The 19,601-nt window shown below is 62.5% G+C and carries 17 protein-coding genes and 1 tRNA gene; 5 read left to right on the plus strand and 13 right to left on the minus strand.

Going from position 1 to position 19,601, the window contains the following annotated elements; translation table 11 throughout:
* The 3 genes from KYK33_RS11825 to KYK33_RS11835 all read right to left on the minus strand — a co-directional run bounded on the left by KYK33_RS11825 (position 1) and on the right by KYK33_RS11835 (position 4,948).
* Entirely contained in the window at positions 1-1,857 is a 1,857-nt protein-coding gene (locus KYK33_RS11825; RefSeq protein ID WP_224430642.1) for a M3 family oligoendopeptidase, read from the minus strand.
* Positions 1,858-1,979: 122 nt separating this feature from the next.
* Complete coding sequence (locus KYK33_RS11830; RefSeq protein WP_224430643.1) at positions 1,980-3,758, minus strand: M3 family oligoendopeptidase; 1,779 nt, start codon at positions 3,756-3,758, stop codon at positions 1,980-1,982.
* Between the two features lie 257 nt (positions 3,759-4,015).
* Positions 4,016-4,948: a DUF808 domain-containing protein gene (locus tag KYK33_RS11835; RefSeq protein WP_042042192.1), complete on the minus strand. Its 933-nt coding sequence runs from the start codon at positions 4,946-4,948 to the stop codon at positions 4,016-4,018.
* Positions 4,949-5,191: 243 nt separating this feature from the next.
* On the opposite strand from KYK33_RS11835, the gene KYK33_RS11840 reads away from it, so the two are divergent.
* Positions 5,192-5,782, plus strand: coding sequence for a DUF924 family protein (locus KYK33_RS11840; protein WP_224430644.1), 591 nt, complete (start codon positions 5,192-5,194; stop codon positions 5,780-5,782).
* Between the two features lie 72 nt (positions 5,783-5,854).
* Here KYK33_RS11840 and secF read toward each other — a convergent pair whose 3' ends face one another.
* The 9 genes from secF to hinT all read right to left on the minus strand — a co-directional run bounded on the left by secF (position 5,855) and on the right by hinT (position 13,881).
* Positions 5,855-6,766 carry a protein translocase subunit SecF gene (gene secF, locus KYK33_RS11845; RefSeq protein WP_224430645.1) on the minus strand — a complete coding sequence of 304 codons (912 nt, stop codon included), beginning with the start codon at positions 6,764-6,766 and terminating at the stop codon, positions 5,855-5,857.
* Positions 6,767-6,768: 2 nt separating this feature from the next.
* The gene (secD, locus tag KYK33_RS11850; RefSeq protein ID WP_224430646.1) at positions 6,769-8,580 is read right to left on the minus strand and encodes a protein translocase subunit SecD; all 1,812 of its coding nucleotides are present in this window, start codon (positions 8,578-8,580) and stop codon (positions 6,769-6,771) included.
* 140 nt (positions 8,581-8,720) lie between these two features.
* On the minus strand, positions 8,721-9,119 hold the full coding sequence (locus tag KYK33_RS11855) for a hypothetical protein (protein ID WP_224430647.1): 399 nt from the start codon (positions 9,117-9,119) through the stop codon (positions 8,721-8,723).
* 166 nt (positions 9,120-9,285) lie between these two features.
* Positions 9,286-10,143, minus strand: coding sequence for a DUF6279 family lipoprotein (locus KYK33_RS11860; protein WP_224433004.1), 858 nt, complete (start codon positions 10,141-10,143; stop codon positions 9,286-9,288).
* A gap of 9 nt (positions 10,144-10,152) precedes the next feature.
* Positions 10,153-10,998 carry a phosphotransferase gene (locus tag KYK33_RS11865; RefSeq protein WP_224430648.1) on the minus strand — a complete coding sequence of 282 codons (846 nt, stop codon included), beginning with the start codon at positions 10,996-10,998 and terminating at the stop codon, positions 10,153-10,155.
* Positions 10,988-11,584, minus strand: a complete 597-nt coding sequence (lpoB, locus tag KYK33_RS11870) for a penicillin-binding protein activator LpoB (RefSeq protein WP_042042199.1) — start codon at positions 11,582-11,584, stop codon at positions 10,988-10,990. Before lpoB ends, KYK33_RS11865 begins: the two co-directional genes overlap by 11 nt.
* 93 nt (positions 11,585-11,677) lie before the next feature.
* Positions 11,678-12,079 carry a YcfL family protein gene (locus KYK33_RS11875; RefSeq protein ID WP_224430649.1) on the minus strand — a complete coding sequence of 134 codons (402 nt, stop codon included), beginning with the start codon at positions 12,077-12,079 and terminating at the stop codon, positions 11,678-11,680.
* 51 nt (positions 12,080-12,130) lie between these two features.
* The gene (locus KYK33_RS11880) at positions 12,131-13,528 is read right to left on the minus strand and encodes a COG3014 family protein (protein ID WP_224433005.1); all 1,398 of its coding nucleotides are present in this window, start codon (positions 13,526-13,528) and stop codon (positions 12,131-12,133) included.
* 2 nt (positions 13,529-13,530) lie between these two features.
* Positions 13,531-13,881, minus strand: coding sequence for a purine nucleoside phosphoramidase (gene hinT / locus KYK33_RS11885; RefSeq protein ID WP_224430650.1), 351 nt, complete (start codon positions 13,879-13,881; stop codon positions 13,531-13,533).
* A gap of 261 nt (positions 13,882-14,142) precedes the next feature.
* Here hinT and KYK33_RS11890 point away from each other — a divergent pair, with 261 nt between their 5' ends.
* Positions 14,143-16,143, plus strand: coding sequence for a methyl-accepting chemotaxis protein (locus KYK33_RS11890; RefSeq protein ID WP_224430651.1), 2,001 nt, complete (start codon positions 14,143-14,145; stop codon positions 16,141-16,143).
* A 68-nt stretch (positions 16,144-16,211) separates the two neighbouring features.
* Here the strand turns inward: KYK33_RS11890 and KYK33_RS11895 are convergent, their stop codons facing one another.
* On the minus strand, positions 16,212-17,087 hold the full coding sequence (locus tag KYK33_RS11895; protein ID WP_224430652.1) for a 6-carboxytetrahydropterin synthase: 876 nt from the start codon (positions 17,085-17,087) through the stop codon (positions 16,212-16,214).
* 78 nt (positions 17,088-17,165) lie between these two features.
* On the opposite strand from KYK33_RS11895, the gene KYK33_RS11900 reads away from it, so the two are divergent.
* From KYK33_RS11900 to KYK33_RS11910, 3 genes are all read left to right on the plus strand, one after another.
* Complete coding sequence (locus KYK33_RS11900) at positions 17,166-18,509, plus strand: dihydroorotase (RefSeq protein ID WP_224430653.1); 1,344 nt, start codon at positions 17,166-17,168, stop codon at positions 18,507-18,509.
* A 236-nt stretch (positions 18,510-18,745) separates the two neighbouring features.
* Positions 18,746-18,822 (plus strand) — tRNA-Pro (locus KYK33_RS11905).
* A 186-nt stretch (positions 18,823-19,008) separates the two neighbouring features.
* On the plus strand, positions 19,009-19,482 hold the full coding sequence (locus tag KYK33_RS11910; protein WP_042042206.1) for a CC0125/CC1285 family lipoprotein: 474 nt from the start codon (positions 19,009-19,011) through the stop codon (positions 19,480-19,482).
* Positions 19,483-19,601: the final 119 nt, after the last annotated feature.

Genomic DNA, 19,601 nt, shown 5'->3' on the forward strand with positions numbered 1-19,601 from the left:
CTATCGCGCCCCGGACATTGCAACCTCGGTGGCCCCGGACAGCTCCTGACTCAAGTCGGCAAAACGGTTCACCGCCTCCTCCACCCTGTCCAGACTCTGCTGCCAGAAGGCGGTGGTGCGAATATCCAGCCCCAGATGTTCCAGCACCAGGGCCTCGGCGCTCATGCGCCCCGTGTCGCGCAGCAGGGCGCGATAGGCCTGCGCCACCCCCGCCTCCCCCCGCGCCTTGCGCGCCATCAACTGGCCATAGACCCCCAGGCTGAACAGGTAACCAAACAGATAGGGGTAGTTGTAAAAACCCAGCCCCGGGATGGCGAAGTGCCCCTTGGCGGCCCAGAACAGCGGGAAGTACTCCCCCAGACTCTGCTCGTACCAGCGCCCCCACGCCTCATCCATCAGTTCCTTGAGCCGGGCGCTGCCCACATAGCCCTGGGCCCGCTCGCGCACCAGGGCCTGCTCGAAGTCGAAACGGGCCGGGATATTGAGCAAGAAGGTCGCGGCGCTGTCGGCCTCCATCCAGGCGATGGCGTCCCGATCCCCCGCCTCGGCGCGCTCAAACAGGGCGCCACGCACCAGGGTCTCGGCGAAGATGGAGGCCGTCTCCGCCAACGTCATGGGATAGGCTCGCTGGCTCATGGGCAAGTCGCGCAACAACCAGTTGTGCCATGCATGCCCCAGCTCATGGGCCAGGGTCACCAGGTTTCTCATGCTGCCCTCATAGGTGAGGAAGACCCGGGGCTCGACGGGATCGGCAAACTTGGTGCAGTAGGCGCCGCTCTGGCGACCAGGGCTCGGCGCCGCATCAATCCAGCCGCGCTCGGCCATCATGCGGGCAAACTCCCCCATCTCGGGATCGAAGCTGGCAAAGGCCTCGGCTATCCACTCGATGGCCTGCTCAAACGGGATGCCTGGCCCCGAAGCTGCCGGTGCGGGGGCGGCCAGATCCGCAGCGCTCATCCGGTTGATGCCGAGCCGACGCCCCATCACCCCCAGCGCGCGCTGACCCAGTTCACGCCGCGCATAGGTGGCGCTCATCATGGCCTCCAGGGTCACGGGTTCGATGCGGCTCTGATGGCAGGAGAGAGCCAGGGCATCCAGAGGGTGGCCGGCTTGGGCACCGCGCTGGCGAGCCAGCTCCAGGCGCCAGCCATTGATGGCATTGAGGATGGCGGCCACCGTCTCCTGCTCTGCCTCCCAGGCGGCACTGATGGCCGCCTGGGCTTGCAGGCGCACGGCGCGATCGGCGCTGCCGAGCAGGTTGCTGGCCTGGGCCAGCCCCAGCTCGCGGTCATCGACGCGCAGCCGCAGTCGGCCCGCCAGCTCGTTGTAGAGGTTGCCCCAGGCGTGCAGGCCATCGCTGCCCAGACCAATGACCAGCTGCTCCGCCGCCACCGGCAGCCGTTGATCCGCCAGGCGCCGCTCGTGGCGTAGCCGAAAGGCCTCCTCCCCCAGCAGGGGGTCTCTCATCAACGCCTCGAAGTCGACGTCCGGCAGGGTGAGCAGCAACTGCTCCATGGGCGCCAGGGTCTTGAACAAGTCGGCATTGAGGGCGCGGGCGCGAGAGGCCTGGGTTTTGGCCAGCGGGTCCCGGCTATTCTGGCTGGCGGCACTGGCCGCCAGCACGGCGATATTCCAGCCGATGTTGCGAATGCCCTGGGCGCGCTGGCGCACCTTGCGCAGGAGTGCCAGCCGCGCCGCCGGCTCCTCGCACGCCGTCTCCAGCTCGCCCATCACATCAGCCAGCTCGATGAGACGGCTGCGAGCCTGGGCCAGATCGGCCTCCAGTTCCAGGCTATCGAGGCCGGGATAGATGTGTTGATTGTCCCAGCATTGGGGATAGACGGTCTCTTGGCGCATCGATTCTCTCTTTATCAGGCGGGTTGCGGGCACACATCCGCTGGTGAAGGGGCACCCAAACAGGGCTGCGCCGCCTCTTCAGCGGGCGCAGCCCACTCATAGGTTGGCAGGGGAGGCAGGGCTCAGATCAAGCGCTCGAAGCGCTCGACCCCCTCCTCCACATAGTTCAGGCTCTCATGCCAGAAGTCGGGCTCCCGGATGTCCATCCCCAGGTGTTTGGCAATGAGATCTTCGGCGCTCATCCTGCCGGTGTCGGTGAGCAGGGCGCGATAGGTCTCGGCAAAGCCGCTCCCTTCCCGCACCTTCTGGGCATAGAGACTGAGGGCAAACAGGTAGCCAAACAGATAGGGGTAGTTGTAAAAACCCACCTCGGAAATGGAAAAATGACCCTTGCTGGCCCAGAACAGATCGTCATGGCGACTGAGGCTGTCACCATACCACTGCTCCATGGCCGACTTCATCAGGCTCCTCAGCTGACTGGCCCCGACATAGCCTTCGCGGCGGGCCGCCACCAGAGACAACTCGAACTCAAAGCGTGCGGGGACATCGACCAGCAGCGAGGCGGCACTGTCGGCGTCCATCGAGGCGATGTTGCGCCGCTCGCTCACCTCCTGACTGCGCTCGAACAGGGCGTCACGCACCAGGGTTTCGGCAAACAGCGAGGCCGTCTCCGCCAGGGTCATGGGGTAGTCACGCTGCTCCAGCGGCAGGTCACGCAGCAACCAGCTGTGCCAGGCGTGGCCCAGCTCATGGGCCAGGGTCGTCAGATTATCCACTGTCCCCTCATAGGTGATGAAGACCCTGGGTTCGGCGGGATGGGCGTACTCCGTGCTGTAAGCCCCGCTGCGCCTGTGCTCGCTCGGCGCCGCATCGATCCAGCCCCGCTCGGCCATCATCAACACGAAGGCCCCCATCTCGGGGGCAAACTCGGCGAAGATCTCCGCAATCAGGGTGATGGCCTGCTCAAAACCGATCAGCTTGGGCTCGCTCACCGGCGCCGGTGCATAGAGATCCCAGGGACCATAATCGCGCAATCCCAATGCCAGTGCCTTGCCCTTGAGGGCGCGCTGACCCAGGGTGCGGCGCTCCCGCGTCACTCTCAAGAGGGTATCCAGGGTCTGGCGACTGATCTGACTCTGGTGACAGGAGAGATCCAGGGCATCGAGCTGGCGCTGCCCTCCCCGCTGGCGGGCGAGCTCCAGGCGCCAGCCGTTGATGGCATTGAGGATGGCGGCCACCGTCTCCTGTTCCTCCTCCCAGGCGGCGCGAATACCAAACCAGGCGGCCTTGCGCCGTGCCTGCTGCGGATGACTGAGCAGGTTGCTGGCCTGGGCCAGCCCCATGCACTCCCCCGCTATCTGCGGCATCAGCTTGGCAACCAGGCTGTCGTAGAGTTCGCCCCAGGCCTGCAGGCCATCCACCGCCAGCCCCTCCAGCAGCTGTTCGCAGGCCAGACCCAACTGCTGATCTTGCAGCTCACGCTGATGACGGACCTGATGCGCCAGCTCGAACAGTTCCGGATCCTGAAGCAGGGTCTCGACCAGCGCCGGCGCAGCCTCCAGCCAGAACAGGGTCACCGGTTTGGTAACCTGCGCCAGGCGCGACGAGAGACGAGTACTTCGGGATAACAGGGTCTTGGCCGCCTCGTCCTGGCCGTTGCGACTGAGTAGGTTATAGCCATAGACGCCGCTATTCCAGGCGAGTTCGGTCAGCCCTTTCGTCTGCGCGCGAATGGTGCGCAGCAGCGCACGCAGGGCGGCCGGCTCATGGCGGTGGGCCAGTTCGGCGATCAGGCACTCCAGGCGATGAAGGGCCGGTTCGGCGTCGGCAAACTGCTGGTCAATGGCCGGGCAGTCGGGGGCGGCGAAGATGTGCTCATCACGCCAGATCATGCGGTTCATAAGGCTCCTTGGTTGTGTCGCGTTGTCTGCATCCATGACAAACCTCTTCTGACGAGAGGCTGGTCAGCATGCTAGGAGAAGCCCGGCCCCCTGACCATCCCCCATATATGCGCGCCACCCGCCCCTGATAGCCAGGGAACGCCAGCAAGCAGTGCGCCCCGACCAGCGGGGCGCACTCTGTACTGTTTGATCACGGCGTGACTGAGTATGGGGAGGCGCAAGAGAGGCAAGCGCCACCGCCTCTCTTGCTGGCGGTGTTATTTGGCGGGCTTGAGCCTGCTCACCATGCTCATCAGCGCCACCAATGCCAGACCGGCCAGCACACCGATCAGGGCATTGAGCAGGGTCGGCGTCAGGGCACCCAGTACGCTGCCCATCGTCGGCAGGGTCTGCACGCTCGCCGCCGCCCCCTCGACCAGGTGGTGCACGAAGGGCCAGCCATGGACCAGGATGCCGCCACCGACCATGAACATGGCAATGGTGCCCACCAGCGCCAGCAGGTGCATCAACTTGGGGGCCACCGCCAGCAAGCCGCGGCCCAGCCCCTGACGCAACAGGCCGCCATCCGGTTTCTTCAACAGGTGCAAACCGATGTCATCGAGTTTGACGATGAGGGCCACCAGGCCATAGACCCCGACCGTCATCAAGAGCGCTATCCCCGCCACTACGGCAATCTGCAAGCTCAGGCTGGTACCTTGCACCGTGCCAAGGGCAATGACGATGATCTCGGCGGAGAGGATAAAGTCGGTTCGAATGGCCCCCTTTACCTTCTGCTGCTCATAGCCGACCAGGTCCTCGATAGGAGGATGAGATGCGGCGCTCCCCTGCACATCCTCACCCGCCGTCTCCTGGTGGGGCAGAAACTTGTGCACCAGCTTCTCCGCGCCCTCGAAACAGAGATAGGCGCCCCCCAGCATCAACAGCGGGGTAATGAGCCAGGGGATCAGGGCACTGATGGCAATGGCGGCGGGCACCAGGATCAGCTTGTTGCGAAACGATCCCTTGGCCACGGCCCAGACCACCGGCAGCTCACGCTCGGCGCGCACCCCAGAGACCTGTTCGGCATTGAGGGCAAGATCGTCTCCCAACACACCCGCCGTCTTCTTGGCGGCGACCTTGGTCATCAGGGCGACATCATCGAGCACGGTCGCAATATCATCGAGCAGGGTCAGCAGACTGGCTCCGGCCATATCAATTATTCCTCATGTCAGTGGCGGGGAAATCCATCGATAAAGAGACTCTCTTCTTTGTCACTCCCTTGGTGATCTGCGCCATCTCGGCCAACGAGCGGGTTCCAGGCATCATGGTGGCTTCCTTATTTCGGACTAAAGATGGCACAGTGTAACGAGAAGCCGCCGTTTCGGCAGCACCCCTTGAGTCGTTTGTCCTTTGCTGCATCCGCACTCACCCCCCCTCTAGCCCAAGGAGTTTCCATGCAACCCTGGCAGCCTCTGCTCGATTTCTGGTTTGGCGATGACACCGACGATGCCAGCCGTGCCAAGCGACAAGCCCCGCTCTGGTGGGGTAAAAGCCGCGACACTGACCTCCTGATCCGCCAACGCTTTGGCGCGCTGGCCGAGCAAGCAAGCGCCGGCACCCTGGCCCACTGGGCCGAGGTGCCCACCGGGCGGCTGGCGCTGATCCTGCTGCTGGACCAGTTGCCGCGCAACATTCACCGCGGCACCCCGGGCTCTTTTGCGCAGGACGCCAAGGCCCTGGCCCTCACCTTGGCCGGGTTGTCCCTGGGGGCGGACAAGGCACTCTCCCCCCTGGCGCGGGTGTTTTACTACCTGCCCCTCGAGCATTCGGAGCAGCGGGAACATCAGGCGCGCAGTGTCGCCCTGTTCGACGCCCTGGCCGCCGAGCAGCCCGGCTCGACCTTCGCGGGCTACCTCAATTTTGCCCGCCGCCATCAGGTGATAGTGGACAGATTCGGTCGCTTCCCCCATCGCAATGCCATTCTGGGCCGCCCCAATACGACCGAGGAGAGCGCCTTTCTCACGCAGCCGGGCTCGGGCTTCTGACTGGCCGCCCCTCATCGCCATTGAAAAACGGGCCAAAGGCCCGTTTTTCGTACGCATTGGATTGAAGCTCGTTCAGGCCGCCTCGGGCAATGCCTCCTTCTTCTGGTAAGCCGCAGGGCTCAGCCCCAGCAGCTCCTGCACCGTGGAGGCCACCGTGATGGAGGAGAGGGTACCGGTCAAAATGCCGACGAACAGGGTGAAGGCGAAGCCATGGAGGGCATCGCCGCCAAACAGCAGCAGGGCTCCCACGGTAAAGAGGGTGGTGCCCGAGGTGATCATTGTGCGGCTGAAGGTCGCCTTGATGGCGATATCGCTGCACTCATGCATCCCCAACCGGGTGCGGGAGCTCAAGATGTCCCTCAGCCTGTCCGAGATGACGATGCTGTCGTTGAGGGAGTAGCCGATCACCGCCATCAGGCCGGCGATCACGTTGAGGTCGAACTCGATATGGAACAGGGCAAGCAGCCCCAGGGCGACCACGGCATCATGCAGCACCGACAGCAAGATGCCGACGGCCTGACGCCATTCGAAACGAAACGCCAGATAGACGGAGATGGCGATAGAGGCCACCAGCACCGCCATCATCCCCTGCTGGAACAACTCGGCGCCCACCTGGGGGCCCACTATGGTGGTGCGCAGCAGTTCGACCGGCAGGCCAAGCTGAGTCGCCAGCCGATCGGCCAGCTCCTGGGCAGGCATGGTCAGCCCCTCGGGGGGGAGCTTGATCAGCCACTCACCGGGGACGCCGGCCGGTTGCAGGCTCACCAGGGCGCGCAGAGGCTCCCCGAGCAAGGCATTGATCTCATGGGCATCCTTGAGGGTCTGGATCTTGAACTCCAGCAAGATGCCCCCGGTGAAATCCAGTCCCAGTTGCAGGCCGTTGATGGCCAGCAGCCCGAGACTGGCGAGGGTGAGCAGCACGGAGAGGCCCAGCCCCAGATAACGCCAGCGGGTCAGGCTCATGGAAAAGAAGCGATGAAACATGATTAAACCCTCTGCAGCCGTTGGCTGCTCTTGCCCCAGATGGGATTGATGATGGCGCGCGTGCCCCAGATACCGGTGATCATGCTGGAAACCAGCCCCAGGATCAGGGTGATGGAGAAGCCTTGCAGCGGGCCTGAGCCGATGGCGTAGAGCACCACGGCACTGATCAGGGTGGTGATGTTGGCGTCGAAGATGGTGCTGAAGGCCGAGCGGTAGCCAAAATCGATGGCTCCCGCCAGGCTGGCACCTTCACGCAACCTGTCCTTGACCCGCTCGAAGATGAGCACATGGGTATCCACCGCCATGCCGACCGTGAGTACCAGACCGGCGATGCCGGGCAGGGTCAATACGGCGCCGGGCAACACCGCCAGCATGCCCACCTGCATCAACAGGTTGCCAAACAGCGCCGTGATGGCGACCCAGCCAAACTTGCGATACCAGCACAACATGAACACCATCATGCCGACCATGCCAAACACCAGGGCGCTAAAGCCCGCCTCTATGTTCTGCATCCCAAGAGTGGGGCCTATGCTGCGCTCTTCCAGGATCGTGAGGGGCGCGGTCAGGGCCCCGGCGCGCAGCAGCATGGCGAGCTCTTGTGCCTCCGGCATGCTGCCAAGCCCGGTGATGCGGAACTGGTTGCCGAGCGCCGTCTGTATGGTGGCCACGTTGATCACCTGACTGTGAGCCCGCAACTTGCCGCTGCTGCCCGTCTTGTACTCGGTGAACACGGTTGCCATGGGGCTGCCCACATGCTGGCGACTGAACTGGCTCATCTTGCTGCCCCCCAGGGCATCGAGCACTATGCCGACCTGAGGCTGCCCCATCTCTCCCATGCTGGCACGGGCATCGACGATGTGATCGCCGGTCAACACCGGTTTGCGATCCAGCCCGACGCTGCGTCCCTCCTTGTCGGTCATGACAAAGCGGCTGTCCGGCTTGGCCTGATAGAAGGCCAGGGATGCCGTGGCGCCAATCACCTCCTTGGCCTGACGGGGGTTGTGGACCCCGGGCAGCTCGATGCGGATACCATCCTGACCCTGGCGCTGCACCGAGGCCTCGACGATGCCGAGCTCATTGATGCGCTTCTTGAGGATCGACAGGTTCTGGGTGACGGCGTTATTGGCGAGCAGAGTGCGCTCGGCCTCGCTCATCTTGAGGGTCAGCACCTGGCCCGATCGGGTCAGCAGCCACTGGCCCTGACGCACACCGCCACTCTCCTTGACGAGGGTGAGCCAGGCGCCCTGCTCCGCCTCCTCTGGCAGCACTATGCGCACCTCCCCGGTCGCTACCCGGCTCACATTGCCCCCGCGCAAGTGGGCTTCTCGCAGGCCGGTGCGCAGGTTATCCACCAGATTCTTGGTCTGATTCTCCAGCACGAAGTCCAGATCGACCCCGATCAGCAGCTGCGACCCCCCCCGCAAATCCAGCCCCAGCTTGATGGGGGTGGCGCCGAGCTGGCTGATCCAGGTCGGCGCCTTGGCATGAAACTCCAGGGTCAGGGCGGCGCTGTCATGGCCCTGCTGCTCGAGCAACTGCTTGGCTCTTTGCTGATCCCCCTGATCGGCAAACACCAGCTCCAGCTTGTCCGCCGAGGCGATGGTCTGCTGCAGCACTATGCCCTCTGCGGCCAGCCGCTTGGCATCGCTGGCACTCAGACTCGACTGGCCATGCAGGCCGAGGGAAGGCTGCTCACCGAAGAAGGTGGGCAGGGAATAGAAACCGAAGGTCAATAACATCAGCAGCAACAAGGCGTACTGCCAGGCGCTGGTGCGGTTGTGCAGCAGGCGCGGTTTTTTTCTCACACTGTTCATGGCAAGGATCCAATTCGAAACAGGCATGGCGATCGCCGCGATAGTCGCAGCAAACGCAGAAAATCAATCGAAATGGGGGCTGGCGTCCGATGGACGAGCCCGTCGGTCAGCGAGGGCAACTACCCTGATGTGACCGAAGATCAGCCGTGAACGGCGCTCTGGGAGAAGCGGTATTGCAGGTGTCGGCGGGAGAGCCAGCGGCGATGTATGCCCCTGAACTTGTCTCTGAAGCTGTGTTTCTGATAGAGCAGCGGGAGGCAGAGCAACAGGCCCCCCAGCAGTAGCAGGCTGACGGCAGCTGACCAGTCATGGATGAGCTGATAGTCGCGATCTTGCCTGTCGCCATGGTTGCGCAGGGAGTGTTCCAGCCGCTGCAGATGGCTCTGATGGGTGCCGATAAACTTGACGGCTCCCTCCTCAGGGCTGCTCACACCATGGAAGGCGCTCTGGGAGAGGGATGTTTCCTGGGGAGCAGCCACCACATGTCCATCCACTCGAAGAGTAGAAAACAGCAGCATGAAGGCGATGAGCAGGCTCATCACTATCCATTTCACTGTATTTGGACGATGGGACGACATAAGGCTCCGAAAAAAAGTGTGAGCTGGCGCCCACTGTGGGCAAGCTATCACAGGGGCTCGTCGGCAGCAAGGGCTGAACGGACCGGCCTTTGCCCTACCGACCCGAGCAACCCTGTGATAAATGGCGCTATTTACCTTGGGTCATCTGTTCGAAGTCGCTGGCATAACCCTTGAGCAAGCTGTAAAGGTGGGCACGCTGCTTGAGATCCAGGGAGCCACTCAAGTCACTCAACCACTGGACGGTACGTTGGCGGGACTGCTCGGTATAACCGGTGAAACGGCCGTCCATCAGACCATCCCCCTCGGCCAGCAGCTTGGTGAGCCGCTGCTCGAAGTCGGAGCTGGCACGCTGCCTGAGCAGCTGATCCAGCTCGCCGACCCAGGCTCTCTGGTACTCAATCCAGGGCGGCATCATCTCGTATTGCCACTCAACCCAGCGGGCCACCAGGGGCGCCTGGGCGGGTTTGACCTCGCCTATCCAGAACACCAGTCGCTTGTTCATCTTCTCGGTCGACTCGCGCAGCACCTTCTCCTTGGGATCCTTGGCAAAATCCTGCTCCCGCTCCTGCTGTCGCGCCAGCCTGTCTTTCATGAAAGCATCGACCTGAGCATCGGTCAGGGTGCGGGCCAGCCGCACCGCCCGCGGTATGGTGTTCTCCAGGGTACGGGTCAGGCTCTGTTGGGTGGCATCCAGATGTCGGGAGACCTGAGCCGGTGTCATGGGACTCGCCACCGCCCTGGAGAGGGCGGCAAGATCCTTGGCATAGCGCGGCAACTCATGCTGACGGTGCCAGCTCATCAACCCCTTCACCTCCTGATCGAGCAGCCTCTTCTGGCTGCTGCTCAGGGAAAAATAGTCATCGAGCTGCCAGACGATGCCGACGTCGAGCCAGTAGTAGATGACCCGGGTCGAGCAGCCGACCAGCAGCAGGCAGGCCAGACCCGCCAGCCAGACTCGTGTTTTCTTGCGCCAAGGGTGTGTCATCAAGATGGGTTACTCCAGTCGTTGGCGATGATGGGCTATCAGCTCGGCATAGGCCGCATCGGGAGCCTGCTCGGCCATGAGCAGGGCCCACAACAGGGCGATGTAATCGACCCAGGGCAGAAAGGCCGCCCCCTGAAAATCCAGGGGACGTGGCGTCTGACCCAGGGCAAGCCGTTCAATTTCTTCAAGATAGCAGTCTTCAAGCGCTGCCATCTCCTCCAGACCCCAACCATGGGTGCGCACTATGCTGGCCAGTTCGAAACCGGGGTGACCCGCTGCGCCATATTCCCAATCGATGACCCAGGGTCGCTCTCCCAACAAGTTAGCCGGATTGAGATCGTGATGGCAAGGGAGCCAGCAACCGTCCGGCTCCCGGCTGGCGAGTAGAGGCGCCTCCAGCTTGTCGAGCCAGGGAGGGGGTGCCTTGAGCCCCTCGCGGTAGCCCCGGGCATGGGCGCGCACCGCCATCCTGACGGTCGGTACCGGCAGTTGATGAAGCCGAGCCAGCAGCAGTGCCAGGGCGGGCAACGCCTGACGCTGCGGGAGGGGAGCCTGCGCCCAGCTCGGCGCCTCGCACCAGTCGAGCAGCAGTATGCCGCGATCGGGGTCCCCATAATGGCAAGGCAGTGCCAGCCCGGCGGCCATGGCCCCCCGATAGAGCTGCCATTCGGTCGCCCTGTCGATGCCAAGGCGTGCCGGTTCTGGGTGACCCTGCCTCAAAAAGTAACTGCGCCCCGAGGGGAGGCGCAGTCGATAGTTGCTATTGGTCAGCCCGAGCCCCAGTGGTTCGAGCCGCCCCTCCCGCCAGGGAGCGGGCAGGCTCGCCAGCAGGCGCTGTTGTTCATTACCAGCCAAAGGTCGATGTCTTCGCCTGTTTGCGGATCTCTTTCTGATCGGCCCACTCCAGCTCGCCGCTCTCCAGATCCATCAGGTTCATGGTCATCTGGTAGTAGACATCCTTCACCTTGCCGTTGTCCTTGACGATGCTGCTGAGGTTGCCATAGACCATGTAGCGGGCACCGGTCTGCTTGCCAAGCCGTACCATGGCAGCGGGATCCACCATGCCACTGCTCTGCTGATATTCGAGCTGCTGCTTGACCGCCGCCACCTTGCTCATGTCGACGAAACGGAACTTGCCGGAGCGCAGCAACTTGGTGCGGATGGTGTCGCTCACGGCTTCGGTATCGATGTGCTCCGAGGTCTTGTTGCGGATGGAGTCCATGAACATCACGGGGCGACCCCCTGCCGTGATTTCACTGGTCGCCGGCGAGCTCAACATGGAATCCGCCATCTTGTCGGCGATGGCTTGCAAGTCGCTCGATCCGTAATCCACGGTCACCGTCTCGGTGGCCGTCGGATCGCCATAGCTGACGGTGGTGCTGGAGCAGCCGCCCAGCAGCAGGGCGCCGCCCAGGATAAGCAAGGCATGATTCATCTTCATCGATTCGTTTCCTCAATCACTAAGTACATGCAAGGTGTCAGCACCCCTGGTGCCTGACACCTCAAGCCACCGCCTCGCGGCGGCAGGGGCTCATCAGTTCGACTCTTCAATCACTTCACGGACGGAGAGCCGATAACCCTTCACATCCACGGTCGGCGCCAGGGCCGACAGTGTCCGAACCTGCTGGCCATGGAGCACGAGTGGCGTCCAGCCGCGGCCATCAGACGCGACCTCCTGGCCGCTGGCATCATACCAGTAGAACAGGTATTGCAGAGGATTGTCGCCACGGCGCTCATTGACTATCTCCACGTTGACCTGCATCAGGCCATTTTGCTGGCGCCTGGCCAGCTCGCGCAGGTGCAGGTCAAGAGTGCTGTTATCCACTTGCATCTGGGCCGCGCCGCCACTTGGCGCCGACAGGGCAACACCGCTGGTGTTGGTGGCACAGGCCGACAGCCCCAAGGCGAGGCCGCAAGCCAGGACGATTCGTTTCATCTTCTACTCCTCACATCAATATCTCCCCCCCAGGCACCCGGCCTGGGGGGATTAGAGCATCATCACCCGGATGACGAGATTGGCACCGAGCCGGTTGACCCACACCAGGGTGGTATGCCCGGCACGCACCTCGATGGGCAGGGTCTTGCTCCCACTGCCTGATCCTAACTGCAACTGCTGCGAGCCCGGGGGAAGCGTCGCGTCCCAACTCGATGCCTGGGCAGGCAGGGTCAGCCAGCTGCGGGTGTCGGCCCGCTCAGACAAGGTGTTGAAGATGCCGACCACCAGGTTGCCCACATCGCCCCCCTCCTTGGCGGCGCTGCGGCGCAGTTGCTCCTTGGCGACCAGACGCAGCGCCTGACGGCTCAACATGGCGGGCAGTCGCTCCTGCAGATCCTTGGCAGCCAGGGCTTCGAGCCGCACCAGGGGCGCCGTGCTGCCTGCCTGGTTGCCCACCCCGACACTGAGCGGCCCCACCTCGGCGCCGCGATTATCGTAGTAGGGGATGGCCACGGTAAAGGTGCGAAAATCCCCCCTTGAGGTAAAGAGCGGCAGTGGCAGGAAGAGTTCGCGGCGGGCCGGGATCAGCCCATCTTCGAACAGCACCACCACCCTGCCCTGCCCCCGCACCAGAGGCGGAGCCTTGCGACCGAGGCGCTGCTCGGTGGCCGCCAACTCAGCAGCCGAGCCGCGCAGCCGTGCCAGACGCAGCATGGCCCCTTGCAGAGCCGGGTTATCCGGGGCTATCTCCAGGCCGCGACCATAGTCAACCCAGGCATCGTTGAGATCCCCGCTCGCCTCATAGAGCACCCCGGACAGATAGAAGGTATAGGCATTCTGGAAGCCGTTCTTGACCTGGCCGGTGAGGCGGTCGAGATCCGGCGCCCGCGACAGCGCCTGGCGCACACTGGCCTCTTGCTTCGCCTTGGCAACCTCATCACCCCGCTCGCGCAGGGCCCGCTCCTGCACCTGATTGGCGCGGCGCACTTCGACCAGGGCCCCTTCCAGATCCCCGCGCTGCAGATAATCCAGCGCCAGATAGTGGTGCAGCATGGTGCGCTCGTAATCCGGCGTCTGATAGCTGAGGGTCTGATCGTTGGTCAGCAGACTGCCGGCCTGGGCCAGCCCCTGGCTCACCCGAAAGCGGGCCTGCTCATCGTCGGCCTTGAGGGCCAGGTCCGCCGCCTCCCAGGCCTTGCGGCTTTGCGGGGCCTGATTGGCGAGCGAAGCGATACGCCCCAGCTCCAACCGGCTGAGCACATAGCCATCATCGCCGGGGTCAAGCTCACGCACTTCCCCGATGGCGTCGAGTGCCTTGCCCTGCAGCAGGGCATTGCGCACCGGAGTCATCTGCACCGAATAGGAGACGAACAGGTCTTGCCAACTGGCGCAGCCGCCCAGCCCCAAAACGGCGCAGAGCAGCAAGGGGCGCAGCCCGGTCAACCGCATCCTCACAGGGTGAGCAAGGGGCCCAGGGAGTGACCGCCAACCAGATGCATATGGATGTGATACACCTCCTGCCCGCCATGGCGGTTGCAGTTCATGATGAGGCGATAGCCATCCTCGGCGATGCCCGCCTCAGAGGCCAGCTTGCGCGCCACCGTGAACATGCGGCCAAGGGCCAGCTCGTGTTCGGCTTCGACGTCATTGACCGTCGGGATCAGCACATTGGGAACGATGAGGATATGCGTCGGCGCCTTGGGGAAGATGTCGCGAAAAGCGGTGACCAGATCGTCCTGATACAGGATCTCGGCCGGGATTTCCCTGCGGATGATTTTGCTGAAAATGGTTTCATCGGCCATGGATAACTCCTTGCGTTAAAAAGAAAAATTCAAATTAAGACTCTAAAGAGCCCATTCCATCCCACTGGGCTTCGCCAAGTGTGACACAGGGCGATTTTTGCGACAGCCGTTGTCACAAAGCCTTCAGTTATTGTTAAAAATACCGATAGCGAGAACAGTAAGGATCCCCGGTGCCCACCACGAAGTCCGTAGGGTAACAAAGGGACGGGGGATTCAGGCAAGGGACTTTTGCATCACAGCGGGACAATAATGAAACTAAGTATGTCTGACCTCTCCATCTTGCAGCGGGTCTATCTCGGGTTTGCCATCCTGGTCGCCGTGATGATAGCGAGTTCTGCTTTCACCTTTCACAGCCAGCGCGCACTCGGCCAGGCCCTGCATCAGGTCACCCAGCAATCCATGCCCCTGGTGCAGGCCAGCAGCCAGACCCAGATCAGCCTGCTGAGCGCCAACAAGCGGCTCAACGACGTGCTGACCGAGCAAGATGCCAAGGCGCTACCCGAAGAGATCAGCGCCCTTGACGCCGCCCAGATCGAGGTCGAGGGTCGCCTCCAGGCCCTGAGCAGCCAGGCCGGCAATGAGCCCCAGTTGCAAGCACCGCTCAACGCCCTCAAGGAGCAGGTCGCCAGCTATCAGGCGCTGACCCAGACCCTGCCCACCGAACACCAGGCCCTGCTCAGCCAGCTGCACAAGGTCAATCAGGCCAAGGGACAATTCCAGGTCACCCTGCCCCAGTTCAAGAAAAACCTGAGCGACATGATGGCGGGACAAGAGGACAGCTTTATCAAGATGCTCTCCGAGAAGCTGACCACCCAGCTCTCCACCATCGAGCTCTCCACCATGGATGCCCTCAATCAGAGCATGACGGGCCCCATCGAAGCGGCGCTCAAGCGCAACAAGATGCAGATTGGCGGCTTCAACGGCACCATCGCCGATCTGGAAAAAGAGCTGCCCAGCTTCGACAACGACGTCGGTCACAACGTGCGCGCCTTCGTGCGCGACACCACCGCCAGCGACGGCCTGCTCGGCCAGTATCAGGCCCTGATGACGCAACAAGCCGCCCTGCTGGAGAAGAGCAAGCAGGCCAGCCAGCTCATCATCGCCATCCAGGAACAGCTCGATGCCATCACGGCCCAGAGCCAGCAACTGATGAATGCCAGCATTGCCGCCTCGGAACAGGTACAGCAGCGCAGCACCCTCTCCCAGGGGGTCAGCATAGTGCTCGCCATCCTGGTCGCCATCCTGGTCGCTCTCACCCTGGGCCGGGCCATCCGCCGCCCACTCAAGGAGCTGCTGCGGGTACTGACCGACGTGACCCAGGGGGACATGACACTGCGGGTCGGCTTCAAGAGCCGCAACGAATTTGGTCAGCTCGGCAGTCAGGTCAACCTGCTGATCGCCCAGATGAGCGAGGTCCTCACCCAGCTGAGCCAGGCCTCGACCCAGCTCAATGATGCCGCCCACGGCAACCGCCACACCACGGAGTCGGTGCGTGCGGATCTGGAGACCCAGCGTCAGGAGACCGCCTCGGTCGCCGCCGCCATGACCGAGATGGAAGCCTCGGTGCGCGAGGTTGCCCAGGCGGCCAACCAGACCCTGGAGCGGGTGATGGATGTGGAGAAAGCCTCCGAAACCGGACGCCAGGTGATGGCGGGCAATATCAGCACCACCCACCAGCTGGCGGGCAAGTTGCAGCAGACCGGGGCTGTCATCGCCGAGGTCAGCACCATGAGCGGCCAGATTGGCAACATTCTCGACGTCATTCGCGGCATTGCCGATCAGACCAATCTGCTGGCGCTCAATGCCGCCATCGAGGCAGCCCGGGCCGGCGAACAGGGCCGTGGCTTCGCCGTGGTGGCCGACGAAGTGCGCAGTCTGGCGGGCCGCACCTCCCAATCCACCAGCGAGATCCAGACCATGATAGAGAACCTGCAACAAGGGGTCGCCAAGGCGGTGACCGTGATGCAGGAGTGCTCCCATGAGATGGACAGCTGCATGAGCCAGAGTTCCCAGGCCAACAACGCCATGGAGGAGGTGCAGGGGATAGTGGTGCTGATCAGCGACATGTCGAGCCAGATAGCCTCGGCCGCCGAGCAGCAGCAGGCGACCAGCGCCGACATCGCCACCAACCTCAATCGCATCTCGGATATCTCGGATCTCAATTACCAGGGCATCGCCCGGGTGGCCGAGACCAGCCAGCAACTCGATGCCCTGGCCGAGCAGCAGGAGAGCCTGGTCAAGCGGTTCCGGCTCAGTGCCTGATCGCCTCTGACGGCGCCCCCAGCAACAACAAGGCCCCTTTCGGGGCCTTGTTGTTTATCCATGGCGCATCAGGCGTAGGCGATGGCGCCCTTGCCCACCCCTTCATAGGCGACAATCTTGACGAACTTGTCCCCCACCTGCTTCTTCACTTCACGGGCAATATGGTGGGCAAGCAGCTCTATGGTGGTGTCGGTGTCGATCATCTCCACCTCGCTTCTGGCCATGGCGAGCTGGAACAGCCCCTGGGGGGCCACATATTTAAAACCAACATGCTGCTCGCCAAGCAGTGGCGTGGCGACGGCGCTCAGGACCAGTTCGGTCAGGGGAACTTGGTCCTCGGCGGTGCCGAGGTAGATATCGGCCCAACGCTCGGCCCAATTCTGTTCAAGCTCTTCATCACGCTCCCCTTCCACCTCTATCTCGATGGGCGAGCGATGACCGTGGGCGATGCGCTGGCAGTTGCCATCGTGTTTCTTGAGGCCATGGCTGTAGTGATAGAAGGCACCGGCAATGGCTTCGTGGCGCAGGGTCAGCGACAGATCCCGGATATTGCCCGGCAGCTCCTTGGCCAGTACCGCCAGCAGGTAGCGGGTCACAGACTCCTTGTCGACCTGGGCACCGGGGATAAAGGCAAAGGCCTCCCCCGGACAGCGCAGATGGATGGAGCCGCCCTGGCGCAGCAAGTCGACGCACTGCTCGCCCCCGGCCAGACTCTCGATGCGCACCAGGGCGTTGTCTGCCGGGACCAGCAGCTTATGGTCCACTTCGCGGTCGATGATCGCCTTGATAAGCTTCTTCACCCGACCAAAATCGAGCAGCATGCTCATCTCGTTGAGCTCGCCGCCCAGCTCCACGTCCACCAGCCAGCTCTCACCCACCATGCCACGGCGTTCACACAGGTAGCTGGAGTCGATCACGGTCAAATCTCTTACAAATAACTTCATTACTCAGGCCTTGCTACAGAGTAGGGACAGATTGCGCTATTATGACCCGCGCTCACCGACAAAGGAACTGGACCCGCCATGAACACATTGCTTATCAAGAACGCAACCCTGGTCAACGAAGGGCGCATCTACGCCTCCGATGTGCTGATCGAGGGCGAGCGTATCAAGAAGATCGCCCCCCAGATCGATGCCCCGGACGCCGTGGTGATCGATGCGGCAGGCCGCCATCTGATCCCCGGCATGATTGACGATCAGGTCCATTTTCGTGAGCCGGGTCTGACCCACAAAGGCACCATAGCGAGCGAGTCCCGCGCCGCCGTAGCCGGTGGCACCACCAGCTTCATGGAGATGCCCAACGTCAATCCCCAGACAACTACTATCGACGCCCTGGAAGCCAAGTACGAGATCGCCGCCAAAGGCTCTGCCGCCAACTACAGCTTCTATCTGGGTGCCACCAACGACAACCTGGAAGAGATCAAGAAGCTCGATCCCAAGCAGTCCTGCGGCATCAAGATCTTCATGGGCGCCTCCACCGGCAACATGCTGGTCGACAACCAGGAGACCCTGGCGGCCATCTTCCGGGAGAGCCCGGTGATGATAGTGACCCACTGCGAAGACACGCCGTCTATCAAGGTGCTCGAAGACGAGGCCCGCGCCAAGTGGGGCGAGGATGTGCCGATGCGCGAGCACGGCCGCATCCGCAGCGCCGATGCCTGCTACAAATCCTCCAGCATGGCGGTGTGCCTGGCGAAAAAATACGGCGCCAAACTGCACGTGCTGCATCTGACCACGGCAAAAGAGCTGTCGCTCTTCACCGCCAGCCCGGACTTGAAGGATCTCAAGGACAAGAACATCACCGCCGAGGTGTGTGTGCATCATCTGTTCTTCAACGAGGCGGACTACGACACCCTGGGCAGCCAGATCAAGTGCAACCCGGCGGTGAAGAGCGCGGCCGATCAGCACGCGCTGCTCGATGCGGTGCGCAACGATGTGCTCGACATCATCGCCACCGACCACGCCCCCCACACCTGGGAAGAGAAGCAGAACAGCTACTTCAAGGCGCCGTCCGGCATCCCGCTGGTGCAGCACTCCATGCAGGCCCTGCTCGAGCTCTACCACAACGGCGTCTTCTCCCTGGAAACTATCGTCAAGAAGACCTCCCACGCGGTGGCCGAGCGCTTCCAGGTGCAGGATCGCGGCTACATCCGCGAAGGCTACTTCGCCGACCTGGTGCTGCTGGATCTGGGCAAGCCCTATGTGGTCAATGACGACAACCTGCTCTATCTGTGCGGCTGGTCGCCCTTCAACGGCTATCGCTTCCAGAGCAGCATAGAGATGACCCTGGTGAATGGTCAGATTGCCTGGCAGAACGGTCAGGTCACCGACCAGGTATTGGGCAAACGGCTGACCTTTAACCGCTGACAGTGAGGGAAGCGATAGCCATTCAAAGGCTGTCGCTCCCAACCCCATTGGCATGAAGATGACAGGCAGATCACCCGGCAAAACGGTCAGTTCACCGGCTTGCCATTGGGCAAACGGCTGACCTTTAACCGTTAATTGCGTGCAAAGCAGGCGAACGCGTCAAAGTCGCTGTTTGCTGGTTGACAGGGGGGGGCCATCTCCATAAACTCAGCCCCCGTCAGCCAAGCTGACGCAGTCGGCGTGTAGCGCAGCCAGGTAGCGCACTGTCATGGGGTGTCAGGGGTCGGAGGTTCGAATCCTCTCACGCCGACCATCATTCCCCGAGAAAGGCCCAATCAGCAGATTGGGCCTTTTTTTATTCGCGATCCATCCCCTCCCCCTTTTCCCTCATCGCGGATGGCATTGACCCTCTCCCTGCTCTCCTCCAGCCAGGTGGATGATTGCCCAAAACCGATCCCTGTGTTGTGATCAGCTATCGTCTCTGCCCAGGGTTTATCTCATGCCATCTTGTCGCTCTCCTCTGCCCTCTCTCCTGCTGGTCTGCACCCTGCTCTTGGGCGGCTGCGCGACCCCCTATGACAGTGAGAAGTCAATGTGGAATGGTCAGACTGGCTTCTCCCAGACCCAGCTCGGCCCGGATCGCTGGCAGATAGAGTTCGTCGGCAACGATCTGGTGGACAGGGAGACGGCGCGCAAATACGTGCTCAAACGCGCCGGGGAACTGGCCCTGTCCAGAGGCTATGGCTGGATAGAGGTATTGAGTCTGGAGATTGCCCGGGATGCCGTGCGCGCGACCCCCCGTCGCCCTCAGTTTGGTTTCGATGAGTACGAGCCAGACACCTTCATGGAGCAGTTGCATGTCGAGCATCGCATCTCTGCCCTGCTCAACCTGCGCCTGCGTCACCAGGCCAAGGGGGATGGCAGCTTGTCAGCTGAATATCTCAATAAAATAACAATTAGCAACAGTAAATAGTAACAATTAATTAAATAACATCCTTGATACACCTAAGACCAGTATGAAAAGTGTGACTCGACGCTGGTGTTAGTGCTCGCCTTTGGGCATGCTGCAAACCGTGATCGCCCTCCTCTGGC

It is taken from the genome of Aeromonas rivuli, assembly GCF_020149575.1.
In the GTDB taxonomy this organism is placed as follows: Bacteria; Pseudomonadota; Gammaproteobacteria; order Enterobacterales; family Aeromonadaceae; genus Aeromonas; species Aeromonas rivuli.

Excerpts from the sequence above, each read along its gene's own strand:
- KYK33_RS11880 (WP_224433005.1), bottom strand. The coding sequence starts at position 13,528 with ATGCGGTTGACCGGGCTGCGCCCCTTGCTGCTCTGCGCCGTTTTGGGG.
- KYK33_RS11825 (WP_224430642.1), bottom strand. The coding sequence starts at position 1,857 with ATGCGCCAAGAGACCGTCTATCCCCAATGCTGGGACAATCAACACATC.
- lpoB (WP_042042199.1), bottom strand. The coding sequence starts at position 11,584 with ATGAAGATGAATCATGCCTTGCTTATCCTGGGCGGCGCCCTGCTGCTG.
- KYK33_RS11890 (WP_224430651.1), top strand. The coding sequence starts at position 14,143 with ATGTCTGACCTCTCCATCTTGCAGCGGGTCTATCTCGGGTTTGCCATC.
- KYK33_RS11875 (WP_224430649.1), bottom strand. The coding sequence starts at position 12,079 with ATGAAACGAATCGTCCTGGCTTGCGGCCTCGCCTTGGGGCTGTCGGCC.
- KYK33_RS11840 (WP_224430644.1), top strand. The coding sequence starts at position 5,192 with ATGCAACCCTGGCAGCCTCTGCTCGATTTCTGGTTTGGCGATGACACC.
- KYK33_RS11835 (WP_042042192.1), bottom strand. The coding sequence starts at position 4,948 with ATGGCCGGAGCCAGTCTGCTGACCCTGCTCGATGATATTGCGACCGTG.
- KYK33_RS11830 (WP_224430643.1), bottom strand. The coding sequence starts at position 3,758 with ATGAACCGCATGATCTGGCGTGATGAGCACATCTTCGCCGCCCCCGAC.
- secD (WP_224430646.1), bottom strand. The coding sequence starts at position 8,580 with ATGAACAGTGTGAGAAAAAAACCGCGCCTGCTGCACAACCGCACCAGC.
- KYK33_RS11900 (WP_224430653.1), top strand. The coding sequence starts at position 17,166 with ATGAACACATTGCTTATCAAGAACGCAACCCTGGTCAACGAAGGGCGC.
- hinT (WP_224430650.1), bottom strand. The coding sequence starts at position 13,881 with ATGGCCGATGAAACCATTTTCAGCAAAATCATCCGCAGGGAAATCCCG.
- KYK33_RS11895 (WP_224430652.1), bottom strand. The coding sequence starts at position 17,087 with ATGAAGTTATTTGTAAGAGATTTGACCGTGATCGACTCCAGCTACCTG.
- KYK33_RS11860 (WP_224433004.1), bottom strand. The coding sequence starts at position 10,143 with ATGACACACCCTTGGCGCAAGAAAACACGAGTCTGGCTGGCGGGTCTG.
- secF (WP_224430645.1), bottom strand. The coding sequence starts at position 6,766 with ATGTTTCATCGCTTCTTTTCCATGAGCCTGACCCGCTGGCGTTATCTG.
- KYK33_RS11910 (WP_042042206.1), top strand. The coding sequence starts at position 19,009 with ATGCCATCTTGTCGCTCTCCTCTGCCCTCTCTCCTGCTGGTCTGCACC.
- KYK33_RS11855 (WP_224430647.1), bottom strand. The coding sequence starts at position 9,119 with ATGAGCCTGCTCATCGCCTTCATGCTGCTGTTTTCTACTCTTCGAGTG.